At 64.3% G+C, this 12,944-nt stretch carries 4 protein-coding genes; 3 read left to right on the top strand and 1 reads right to left on the bottom strand.

Features of this window, described 5'->3' with window-relative positions; genetic code table 11:
- Positions 1-2 precede the first annotated feature (2 nt).
- The 3 genes from ACUDCK_RS12855 (at position 3) to ACUDCK_RS12865 (ending at position 11,763) form a co-directional block, all read left to right on the top strand.
- Positions 3-7,964: a two-partner secretion domain-containing protein gene (locus ACUDCK_RS12855; protein ID WP_175167358.1), complete on the top strand. Its 7,962-nt coding sequence runs from the start codon at positions 3-5 to the stop codon at positions 7,962-7,964.
- Positions 7,965-8,482: 518 nt separating this feature from the next.
- Positions 8,483-11,269, top strand: a complete 2,787-nt coding sequence (locus ACUDCK_RS12860) for a hemagglutinin repeat-containing protein (protein ID WP_175167357.1) — start codon at positions 8,483-8,485, stop codon at positions 11,267-11,269.
- Positions 11,270-11,274: 5 nt separating this feature from the next.
- Complete coding sequence (locus ACUDCK_RS12865) at positions 11,275-11,763, top strand: contact-dependent growth inhibition system immunity protein (protein ID WP_175167356.1); 489 nt, start codon at positions 11,275-11,277, stop codon at positions 11,761-11,763.
- A gap of 469 nt (positions 11,764-12,232) precedes the next feature.
- On the opposite strand, the gene ACUDCK_RS12870 is transcribed toward ACUDCK_RS12865, so the two are convergent.
- The gene (locus ACUDCK_RS12870; RefSeq protein WP_175167355.1) at positions 12,233-12,826 is read right to left on the bottom strand and encodes a C40 family peptidase; all 594 of its coding nucleotides are present in this window, start codon (positions 12,824-12,826) and stop codon (positions 12,233-12,235) included.
- Positions 12,827-12,944: the final 118 nt, after the last annotated feature.

A 12,944-nucleotide genomic window follows, 5' to 3' on the forward strand; every position in this document is an offset into this window, starting at 1 on the left:
GCATGAACAGGAACCTTCACCGCATCGTTTTCAATCGGGCGCTGGGCCTGTTCCAGGCCGTCACGGAGCTTGCCCGGCGTGACGGCCCAGGCCAGGGCGGGGAGGCAAGCGCCGCCGGCAGCCGTTTCGTTGCCACGCTCAGGCCGTTGGGCTTTGCCGTGGCATCCGCGTTCGGCCTGGTGGTCATCGTGCCCCTGGCGAACGCGCAGGTCGTGGCCGACCCCGGCGCCCCCGGCAATCAGCGACCGACGGTATTGGAAGCGGCCAGCGGCGTCCCGCTGGTGAATATCCAGACCCCGAGCGCAGCCGGCGTTTCACGCAATGCCTATCGCCAGTTCGATGTCGGGCAACCGGGCGTCATTCTCAACAATTCCCGCACCAGCGCGCAAACACAGCTTGGCGGCTGGGTCCAGGGCAATCCTTGGCTGGCGCGCGGTACGGCCCGGGTCATTCTCAATGAAGTCAACTCCAGCGACCCGAGCCGGCTCAATGGCTATGTCGAGGTCGCGGGCGATCGGGCGCAGCTTGTCATCGCCAACCCGGCGGGCATTTCCTGCGATGGCTGCGGCTTCATCAACGCGGAGCGGGCCACCATCACCACCGGCCGGCCCGTCATCAACGGCGGGGCGCTGGAACGCTATCGGGTGCAGGGCGGCGCCATCCGCGTTACGGGCCAGGGCATGGATGCCAGCACGGCGAACTACACGGATCTGATCGCCCGCTCCGTGGAAGCCAACGCCGGGATCTGGGCGCGGCAGCTCCGGATCGCCACCGGAGGCAATGATTTCAGCGCCGACCAGGCGGAGGTGCGCAAGATCGCCGCCAGTGGCGATGCGCCAGCTTTTGCGCTGGATGTCGGCGCGCTCGGCGGCATGTACAGCCAGAAGATCGTCCTGGTGGGAACCGAGCATGGCGTCGGGGTGCGCAACGCCGGTACGATGGGCGCTCAGGCTGGCCAACTGTTGGTCACCGCCGACGGACGCCTGGAAAACCTCGGCACGATGCAGGCCAGCAGCGACACGCGCATAGACGCGAGTGGCGGCCTTGCCAATGCCGGAACGCTCAGCGCGGGCCGCGAACTGGCGCTCGACACTCCCGAGGATATCGACAATCGCGGCGGAACGCTCAGCGCCAGGCGCATCGGCGTCACTGCGCAGTCCCTGACCAACCGCGAAGGGGTTATCGGGCAGACCGGTCCATTGAGCCTGGCGATTCATGCGGGCCGCCTTAGTAACCGGGATGGCGGCCGTATCGGTCTCGCGGCGCCGCGGTCGGGCGCGTCTTCGGGCAATGAGCAGGCGCCGCAAGCGGGTGCGGAGGGCGCGGACGGCAATGGCGCCCAGCCGGACGCCGAGCTTGCCTCGATGCCCAATGGCGCGCTCAAGATCGCCGGCATGCTTGACAACAACGGCGGCCGCATCCTGGCCGGCGGGCATATCGACCTGACCGCAAGCGGCGGCCTTGACAATGACGGCGGGCATCTGGGCGCGCTTCAGCTCGAAGTGAGCGGTGGCGATTTCAGCAATCGCCAGGGTGAAATCCGGGTTGCCGCCGGCGCGCGCATTGCCGCGAGCCTGCTCAGCAACGACGTCGGGCTGATGCAAGTGCACGGCCCCGTGTCCGTCAGCGCGCAGGACTTCTCCAACCGCGCCGGGACTTTTCGGAACGACAGCAGGTCCGATACCAGTATCAGGATCAACGGGCGCCTGGACAACAGCGACGGGGGCCTGCTTGTGGCCGGCGGTGACATGACCGCCATCGCCTCGGTGCTGGACAACCGCGATGGCGGCCTGATCGTTTCCACCGACGGCGACCTGAGCGTGGCTACGCGCGGGCATACCGGGAACGCTGGCGGCGCGCTGCGGGGGGCGGGCAACGTCATTCTGGCCAACGGTGGATTCGGCAATGCCGGGGGCATGGTGCTGGGCGCCAGCGTCGCAGTCGATACACGACTGGCGGCGCTCGACAATGCCCGCGGGACCATCGCCACCACCGGCGGCCTGCTCGACATCGACAGCGGCGCGCTGAACAATGCCGGCGGCCTCCTGCAGTCCCGGCAGGGAATGCGCGTGGATACGCACGGTCAGGCATTGATCAATGCCGATGCCGGCGACACGGGCGGCATTCTCAGCCTCGCCACGCTGGCACTGAACAGCGGCAATCTGACCAATCGCGACGGCGTCGTGCACAGCGGAAAGGATCTCATCGCCCGGGTCAGCGACATCGACAACACAGGCGGGCTGCTGGGCGGCCGCGCGGACGTCGATATCGGCGCGACGTCGATCGACAACGCCAGGGGCCGGGTCCAGGCAGGCAATGACCTGAAGGCATTCCTGCGCGGCCACGCAAACAACGACGCCGGCCTGATGGTCGCGGGCCATGGCCTGACCCTTGGCGCCTCGCAGATCCTCAACCGCGACACGCAAGGCGCGAAAGACAGCCAGCCGCTCGGCTTGCAGGCCGACAGCGTCATGCTGGCGGCCGGTCGCACCGACAACACTGCCGGCATCGTCGCCGCCGACAGCCGCATCGTCATCCGTGGCGCGCACGCCGCAGGCCAGCTCGACAACGCGCGCGGTCACATCGCTTCGGGCGGCAGCATCGATGTGGCCGTCAGTCGTGTGCTGAATCCGAGCGGCACGCTGATCGCCGGCAAATTGCTCAACGTCGCCGCCGACAGCCTGGACGGTGACGGCAGCCTGTTGTCCAGGGGGGATCTGCGCCTGAGCCTGCGGCAGGACTTCACCCACCTCCGGGAAATCACCGCCAATGGCCACGCCCGCATCAGCACCGCTGGCCTGTTGATCAACCACGGCGTGTTGCAGGCCGGTGACCTCGACGTGCGCGGCGCGGACATCATCAACAGCGTCACCGGCAAGATGAACGGCGTACGCGCCACCGTCGCCGCGCAACACAGCCTGACCAACCGGGGGCTTGTCGACGGCAACCAGACCCATATCGAAGCCGGCGCTCTCGATAACGCCGGCAGCGGCCGGCTCTATGGCGACCAGCTTGCCATCCAGGCGGCTACCGTCGTCAATCGCGAAGAAGCGGGCGCCGCCGCCGTCATCGCGGCGCGTCAGCGCCTGGATATCGGCGCCCGCTTCATCACCAACCGCGAGCAGGCGCTGATTTTCAGCGCGGGCGGCGGTGGCGATGCGCTGAACATCGGCGGTACGCTGGACGTCAACGGCCATGCGGCCGCGCGCGCCGACCTCGTCCGCAACGACAGCGCCACCATCGAGTCGCTGGGCGGGCTGACCCTGGACAGCGCTGGGCTGTTCAATGGCAACCTGCACTTCCGCACCGAACTGGCAAGGATCAGCGGCCCGACCCGGCACCTGTACATCCAGCCTGAAGGCGATCCTGAAAAACACGATGCCGGCGAATACCGCTGGGAAAGCTGGAGCAGGGCCGGACGTTATCGGCACAGGGAAACCGGTGCGAAGATCCACGACTGGACCCAATACGACATAGCGCAGACCGAGTATGAAACGCAGGTGATGGAGAGCGCGCCGGCGCTCATCCGCGCCGGCGGCAACATGACCCTGCGCGGCGACCAGCTCGTCAACGACAAGAGCCGGATCATGGCCGGCGGCGCCCTGCACGGCGATCTGGACCGAATCGACAACGTGGCCGCCCTGGGCGAGCACACGATCAACCGGGTCGGAACCAGCCAGTACACCTACTCGAAATGGCACGGCGGTTTCAAACGCCACCACAAGCGCAAGTGGGACGGCAAGATCGCCTACGCGCCGGTCGACCTGTCGACCACCATCGAGCTCGGTGTTTCCCGCATTGTGCAGAACGCCGCGGGCGCAGGCAGCGGCTTCGCGGTCACCGACCGCCAGGACCATCGCGTCGGCCCCATTGTGGGCGGCGGCGTCCGTGCCGCCGTCAATGCCGACCCAGCGCGGATAACGGACCCCCGGGCGCAAGCAGCCCGCATCGAGGGGCCGGGAATCGACAGAGGAACACATGCCGCCGGCGGTAGCGGTCTCGCTACCGCGCGGCTGGACACGGCGGCGCCCGCCAACAGCCTGTTTCGTGTTGCCCCGAACGCCAGGGGTTACCTGGTCGAGACCGATCCGCGTTTCACCGACTACCGCAACTGGCTCAGTTCCGACTACATGCTGTCGCAGCTCGGCCATGACCCGGCCCTCGTGCACAAGCGACTGGGCGATGGCTTCTACGAACAGCAACTGGTCCGCGACCAGATAGGCCAGTTGACTGGCCGCCGATTCCTCGGCGGCTACGCCAGCGACGAGGCGCAGTTCCAGGCATTGTTGGACGCAGGCGTCACTTATGCGAAAGAATGGAATCTGCGTCCTGGCGTGGCGCTGAGCGCCAGGCAGATGGCCCAGCTCACCAGCGATATCGTCTGGCTGGTCGAACGCGACGTGACGCTGGCCGATGGCAGTATCACACGCGCCCTGGCGCCGCAGGTCTACGTCCGCGTACGGCCTGGCGACATTGACGGCAACGGTAGCCTGCTGGCCGCCAACTCCATCGATCTCAACCTGAAAGGCGATCTCGTTAGTTCCGGCGCCATTGCGGGACGCGCGGTGGTCAGTCTCAGCGGCGAGAACCTGCGCATTCTCGGCGGCCGCATCACCGGCGATGCCGTGGCGCTCAGCGCCCGCGCCGACATCGACAACATCGGCGGCACGCTGGATGCCGGTTCGACGCTGCGGCTCGGTGCCGGACGCGACCTCAACGTGGTCAGCACCACTCGCGGCGGCGCCACGCGGGTCGGACGCAGCGACTTCAGCCGGACCAGCCTGGATCGCGTGGCCGGTCTCTACGTCACCAACCCGAATGGCCTCCTGCTGGCCTCGGCGGGGCGTGACGCCAAGCTGATCGCGGCCCGGGTCGGCAACCGCAGCAAGGATGGTCAGACCGCCATGGCCGCCGGCCGGGACCTCACGCTGGGCACCGTCAGGATTGCCGAGCAGGAGAACAACGTACGCAATGCCAGCAACTATCTCAGGCAGGGTTACGAGCAGGATGTCGGCAGCACCATCAACACGGCCAGCGGCGTGCGCCTGCAGGCTGGCCGCGATCTGAGTAGCACCGCGGGCGCTGTCACCAGCGAGCAGGGAGCCCTGGTTGCCGTTGCGCGGGGCGACGTGAATATCCTGGCAGGCAAAGCGAACCGCAACTGGGCCGAAGGCCGTCGCCATTCGTCCAGGAGCCTGCTGGGCTCCAGCACCAAAACGACCCGCGACAGCCTGGAAGAGACCACGGCGCTATCCAGCACCTTCAGCGGCAACACCGTCGCCATCCGGGGCGAGAACGTCAACATCACCGGCAGCAACGTCGTCTCCGATGCCGGCACGGCCATCGTGGCCAACAACAACCTGACCCTGCTGGCCGCCACCGAAGCCCGCCAGGAAAGCCACTTCAAGGAAAACCGGAAAAGCGGCTTCCTTTACAACGGGGGGCTCGCCTTCACGATCGGCAGCCAGATGCAAAGCGGCGACCGCCGGGACGCCAGTACCCATGCGGCGGCCTCAACCGCGGGCTCCACGGCCGGCAACGTGACCCTGGCGGCGGACGGCCACTACCAGCAGACCGGCAGCCATATCCTCGCGCCCAAGGGCGCTATCGACATCCACGCCAAGAAGGTCGATATCGTCGACGCGCGGGAAACCGGCAAGCGCGTGGAACAGAGCAAGTTCCGCCAGTCCGGCCTGACCGTGGCGCTTTCTGCGCCGGTGTTGTCGGCCATTGAGACCGCCGGGCAGATGAAGCGCGCTGCCGGCCAGACGACTGACGGACGTATGCAGGTGCTGGCAGGCGCGGCCACGGGGCTGGCGGCCAAGAACGCCTACGATGCCGTCCAGGCCGACCCGCAGTCGGCCGGCGGCGTCAATATCTCGATCACCGTTGGCGCCAGTAAAAGCGACAGCAAATCCACCGCCACCACGGACACGGCCGCCGGTTCAGCCGTGGCCGCTGGCGGCGATGTGCGCATCGACGCCAGCGGCGGACCGGATTCCAACCTGACCGTGCGCGGCAGCGACATCCGCGCGGGCGGCGACGCGGTGCTCAAGGCCGATGGCGATATCAATCTGCTGGCGGCCAGCAACACCTTCGAAACCGACCGCAAGAGCAGCAGCGTCAGCGCGGGAGTCGGCGTGGCGATATCCGTGGGCCAAAACGGCCTGGCCTTCGGCGTGACCGCCAACGCCAGCGGGGCCAGGGGCCGGGGCGAGGGCAGGGACGTGACCTGGACCAACAGCCACGTCACTGCCGGCGAACGCCTGGCCCTGGAGTCCGGCGGCGACACCCGCCTGCGCGGCGCGGTCGCCAGCGGCAGGCAGGTGATGGCCGACGTAGGCGGCAACCTCAGCATCGAGAGCCTGCAGGACACCAGTAGCTTCAAGAGCAGCGACACCCAGATCGGCGGCAGCGTGACGGCGGGCGTGGGGTTCGCCGCCAGCGGTAGTTACGCCAGCAACAAGGTGGATGGCGATTTCGCCAGCGTCGTCGAGCAATCGCGCCTTGACGCGGGCGACGACGGCTTCACGGTCCGCGTCCAGGGCAACACCGACCTCAAGGGCGCGGCCATCGCCTCGTCCGAAGTGGCGGTGGAGCGGGGAGTGAATACCGTGATGACAGGCAGCCTGAGCGTTAGCGACATCGAGAACCGCAGCCGGTACAAGGCGACAGGGGTGAGCCTGTCGGGAGGCTTCAGCGTTGTCGGCGATGACAAGGCGTCCGCCGCGAAGAAAGAAGGCAGCGCAGGCAAGGAAGAAGGCGGCGCCAGCAAGGCAGGTGAGGCCGCGGCCAGCAATGTCGCGGGCAAAGGTGACGCCTGGTCGGCGCGGAACTTCGGCAACAGCGTCAGCGCCGGCGCGCCAGGCATGAGCGTGCGCAAGGGCAGTGAAAGCAGCGTGACGCACAGCGGCATCAGCGGCGCGGCCGTGACCATCACCGACAGGAACGCCCAGTGGGAACGCACCGGCAAGACCGCCGATCAGGTGCTGGCCATGCTGGATCGACGCGTGCGGGCGGGCGACGGCGCTGGTGGCCTGACGAAAAAATGGGACGGCGACAAGCTGCGCCGGCAAGTGCAGGCCGAAGCTGAAATCGTCGCGGCGTTCGGCCAGCAGGCCGGCGCCGCCATCGAACGTCACGCGGAACAGAAACGCGCGGAACTGCGCCAGCAGATCAAGGCCACGCAAGACCCGGAAAAGATCAAGGCGCTGCAGGCACAGATCAACGAGATCAATACCCAGGAGCGGCTGCTGAACGTGGCGGTGGGCGCGCTGGGCGGCTCGGGCGGCGTGGCGGCGCTGCAAGCGGGTTTGTCGGAGGCGGCCGACCGCATGCGGCGGTACACGATCGCGGACTCGGAGAAGTTCGCGGGGATTACCGATGGCGAGACGACGCTGGATAACAAGAGCGGGGAAAGTGCGGGTATTCGGGGCGATGGATTTAAGACGGCGGGGACGCGGGTGGTGTTGGATATTTTGTGTGGGCCAGTAAATCAACGGTGCAAGAAAGAAAAGGATTTCCAAGGCAAGGAGATCCTGGATGAAAACGGTATTCCGAAACTTGAGTTGGATGGAAATGGGCGTGTCCAGTTTGATCGATCCCAGGTCGGGATGACGATGGCCGAATTTCTCGAAACCGACCGTGGCAAGGAAATGCCTGGGCCCACTGGCGGGAACCAGGGCGGACCGGGAACTCTTCTCGGTTTTGCGTATTCGCCTGGGGGAATTCTTGATCTTGCACATGAGGCTTATGGCGGATCGCATGACTTCATCGGCGGCACCCTGAGTGGCTTTTACGACGAGCAGGGCAACGCCAGGCGCGGTCTGACGCCTGTGCAGGATTTCATGTATGAAACCTGGACCGGTATTGCGCTGGTGCCCGCCACTCCCTTTGCGTTATCGGAAGCGCTGCCGCCCCAGGCATGGAAAGCGCTGGACATTTTGTTGAGGATGAAGCGATGAAAACGACGATAAGGCTATTTTTTGTCTCCGCTTTTTTGCTGTCGGTGACTGGCTGCTTCTATATCAACAAAAGGGGGTATTTGTGCAGCATCACCGAGTCGCAAACCCTTTGCGACCCCGTGTTGAGCGCGTGGGTTGAGCACGAGGTCCTACCGATGGAGTGGTATTGGCCGCTAAATGGCCAAACAGAGGAAACCCGTTGGGTGGATTGGAAAGAGTGCGGTGGAGATAAAAACGGGGGCTTCCATATTAAGGACGCGTACAAGCTTACTGTTAATGACGAACGGTATCGTAGGGAGTCAATGGCATTCAGCGATGAGCTTAAACGCTGCATGCAGAACAAGGGCTACCAGTTCGTCCCCCCGTGCTACCAATTAGAAAGATGCGGCCCACCGCCTCCAGCGCCAAATGGCGTATCGTGGCCAACTTGGGCGTCGGACGTGTGGCCACCGCAATCGCTGGGGGATCGCCCGCCACCGCGGCATTTTTCACCGCCGCGGCAAGAAAGGTTTTGAGCGATGGCGCGCGCCATCACCGTTGGCGCCAGTAAAAGCGACAGCAAATCCACCGCCACCACCGATACGGCCGCCGGTTCAGCCGTGGCCGCGGGCGGCGATGTGCGCATCGGCGCCCGCGGCGGCCCGGCTTCCAACCTGACCGTGCGCGGCAGCGACATCCGCGCGGGCGGCGACGCGGTGCTCAAGGCCGATGGCGATATCAATCTGCTGGCGGCGCAGAACACCATAGAAACCCGCCGAACCAGCAGCAACTCCAGCGCGGGAGTGGGTGTGGCGATCTCTGTCGGCCAGGGCGGCGCCGCCATGGGCGTCACGGCGAACGCCAGCATTGGCAGAGGTAAGGGAGAAGGCAAGGATGTCACCTGGACCAACAGCCACGTAACAGCCGGCGAACGTTTGATCCTGGGATCCGGCGGCGACACCCGCCTGCGCGGCGCGGTCGCCAGCGGCAGGCAGGTGATGGCCGACGTAGGCGGCAACCTCAGCATCGAGAGCCTGCAGGACACCAGTACCTTCAGGAGCAAAGACACCAACGTTGGCGGCAGCGTGACCGTGGGCGGGGGCTTCTCGGGCAGCGTAAACCTTAGCCAGCAGAAGATACACAGCGACTATGCCAGCGTCACCGAACAGTCGCGCATCGAAGCCGGCGAGGGCGGGTTCCAGATAAGAGTCAGGGACAACACCGACCTCAGGGGAGCCGCCATCACGTCGTCGGAACAGGCGGTCAGGGATGGTTTCAACACGCTGACCACCGGCACACTCACCACGAGTGACATCAGTAACCACGCCGAATACTCCGCCAGCAGCATCAGTGTTGGCGGCGGGTACAGCACTGGCAATGGCGACAGGAAGGAAACTGGCCCCGGCGGCGGTGTGGGTACCAACCAGCAGGGGCAGGCCGCCACCGGCGGCCAGGTGCCCGGCAGTACCTTGCCGACCCTGGGCAACTTCAGCGCCAGTCTGCCAGTTGTCATGGCCGCCAGCGGCAACAGTGCCAGCGCCACCCGCAGCGGCATTAGCGGGGCGCGCCTCACTATCACCAACGAACTGGCTCAGCAGGACCTGTCAGGCCAGTCGGTCGACGAAATGATGGCCGGACTGAACCGTGACGTGTTCACCGGACAAGACGGCGCCAACGCTCTCAAACCCATCTTCAACGAGCAGGAGATCAGGGCAGGCTTCGAGATCGTGGGGGCGCTGACGCGGGAAACCGGCACGCTGCTCAACAATATGGCGAAGAAGGCCGATGTCAGAGTCAGCGAAGCCAAAGCGGCTGAAGCAATGGCCGCGGACCCCGGCAATGGTCTTTCGGATGCTCAACGGCAGGCTCTCAGGGATCAGGCAGCGGCAAGCTACGCCGAAGCACGAAACATTGACGCCAATTGGGGGGCGGGCGGCACGTACCGGCAGATTGCTGCCGCCCTTACCGCTGCGGCTGGCGGCAACGTTACTGGCACGACTTCGCAGTTCGCTCAGAACATGCTGGTCAACTACGTGCAGCAACAGGGGGCGGGCTACGTCGGCAAACTGGTCGCCAACGGAACGCTGACCGAAGGCAGTGCGCTGCATGCGTCGATGCACGCGATAGTGGCCTGCGCAGGCGCCGCGGCGAGTAGCCAGAGTTGCACCAGCGCCGCGCTGGGAGCATCGGCCAGCAGTCTTCTGACAGGATTGTTCGGCGAAACGACACCCGATGAAAAAGCGACTGAGCGCGAAGCCAAACGCAATCTCATAGTCAGCATCGTGACAGGCATCGGTGCGGCAGGCGGCCTGGATGCAGCCCCGGCATCGACCGCCGCGGCAACCGCGGTGGACAACAACTGGCTAGCGACCCAGCAGATCGTCCAGATGAACAAGGAACTCGCGGCCGCCGACGGCATGCTTGAGTACCTGAAGATTCAGGGCAAATGGGTCTACATATCGGGCAAGCAGGATGTGCTGACGACTGCCGGCATTGGCAAAGGTCTCGCCCTGGCGGGCTGGGATGACGTCAAGGGTCTGGCGGCATTCCTGTCCGACCCGATCGCGGGATTGAACGGAATCAAGGAGCTCATCACCGATCCTGATATGCGGAAACAACTCGGCGACTCGCTCGTCGCCGAATTCGACGCGAAGATCACTCGGATGCGTCAGGCCATTGAGGTTGGTGGCACCGACCATGCCCTTCAACTTGGCGAGGACCTCGGCAATCTGGCGTGGCAGGTTGGCACCGCAGTGACTGGCGTCGGTACTGCGGCAAAGGGGGGAATTGCACTTGCAAAGGCAGGCATCAACGTAAGTGCCAAGACCCTGGACGTCATGAAGCTTGGCGCTCAACTGCTGAAAGCTGAAGGCAAAGGCCTGGGCGGTACAGTTTCGATGAGCGAGATCGGGATGCAATGGGGGAAGGGGATCGCTCAGCAAGGCAAGCCATTCGAAGCTTTCGTTCAGGCGAAATTGCCTCCGGGAACAGACGACCTGAATATGATCAAAAGTAATTTCTTAACTTTTGATCATCTCACCCCGGACGGAATAGCCATCAGCACAAAAACGCTGGATACAGGGGCAAAGAGCTATCAACAACCTGCGGCGATCACAAGAACGCTCAACAAATACGTGGATGCGATGGTTGAGTTCAGAAGGGATGGCGCAAAGGGAGAAATGATCCGTGCGAGCTCTTTTGCGCGACGCGAGATGCATCTTGCCGTGCCGGCGAACTCGACTGTCGAACAGTTTTCGGCCATCGCGAAAACTATCGAATATGCAAAGCAGTTCGATATAAATATCGTTGTAACCAAAGTGAGGTAATGAGCATGAAAAAATTTATTCCATCTGCCATCGTGCTTTCGAATGACAAATTTTTCAGCGTAAGTTCCCTGGCAGTTGCATTAATAGAAATTAGTGATCCAGATGGATATAAGTTATTTCTGCCGCCGGATGAAAACGATGAAGTACTGGGCAGCGCTGTCAGGCAGGCTCTTGCTACGAGCAGAGCCGTTCCTAGAGAGTATGTGAGCCAAATGATTAATTCGGGTGAGCTTAAAAAAAGGGGCAAAGAAGAAGATTCGTTGATGATGCGAAAGTTTGGGTATACCGGCAAGCGGGCTTTATATAAGAGCATGAAGTTTTGTCCGGTCTCCGTGATGAGCGAGGGAATCGAATTCCAGCCGACTCACCGCAAAGGGCTGGACGGCTTCACGGTGCGTACTAATTTAGATCTTGTCCCAGTAATCGTCCCGCAGACTGCCAGCGACATGGAGCTGGGTCTTGCTTTGCGGGAGGCATTTACTCGCTGCACATGACGATCGCATCGGCCCGAAGCGCATAACGGATGTTTCAGCGCAAACAGGGCGCGTCTACAGCCTCAAGGCTCGTCCGAAGCGACGGTGATGGGGGAATGCCGTGACGAGGCGAAGCTTGACCGTCAGCGACATCGAGAGCAACAGCCTTTGCAAGGTGCCCGGGGCGAGCCTGTTGTGCGGCTTCAGCGTTACCGGGGATGCGAGCCGTCCGGAACTTCGGTGGCGGCGCCAGCGCCGGGCATGAGCACGCTCCTGGACAGCAAAGCAACGTGACGCACAACGGTATCTGCCGTGCGGCCGTGTCGACCGCCGGTATCAAGGCCCAACGGAATCGCACCGGCAAGACCGCCAATCAGGTGATGGCAATGCCGGATTCGAACTCGCGGGAGGGCGACGGCGCCTGCGCCCTCATGACAAGACATTCCCTACACGGCGCCGCGAGCACATGGCACACAGCGTGGCGGCTGATCTACTTCTGCGCCAGCATCTGGCCCTTGGCCGTATCGATGTAGCTGCGCGCGCCGAGATAGCGCTTGGACCAGTACGGATTCTTCATCTCGTCAACGCGCACCTTGGCGCCTCGGCGCGGGGCGTGCACGAATTTGTCCTGGCCGATGTAGATGCCCACGTGCGAGGTGATGCCGCGGCCGCGGGTGGCGAAGAACACCAGGTCGCCGGGCTTGAGCTGTTTCTTGTTGCTGACCGTATCGCCCTGGGTGCGCTGCTGGCGCGCGGTGCGCGGCAGTTCCAGGCCGGCGATCTCGCGAAACACGTACAGCACCAGGCCGCTGCAGTCGAAGCCTTCGGCGGCGTCGTCGCCGCCCCAACTGTAGGGCGTGCCGATGGCGGCCAGGCCGGCTTGCACCACGCGTTCGCGCAGGGTGGGCACGGTGGGTTCCTGCGCCAGGCTCAGGCCGGACAGGGTGGCGCGGGCTTGTTCGGAGGGGATGGACGCCTGGGCGGCGCCGGGTAACCAGGAGAACGTCAGGGCCAGCAGGGGGGCGGACAGGAATGCGGGCAGGCGGAACAGGGCGGATCGTGCTTTTCGCGTAGGCGGCGTCATTACGTCACTTCAGGAATCGGAGTGGGCGGCATGGCTTTGTCCCGGGGGGACAAGCCGGCGGAAAGGGGGCAGGGGAGGCTTGAGCTTCACGAACTGCCATCGCATTGTAATGGAATAA

It is taken from the genome of Achromobacter sp. CF-sbj1-Ac2-l, assembly GCF_052698165.1.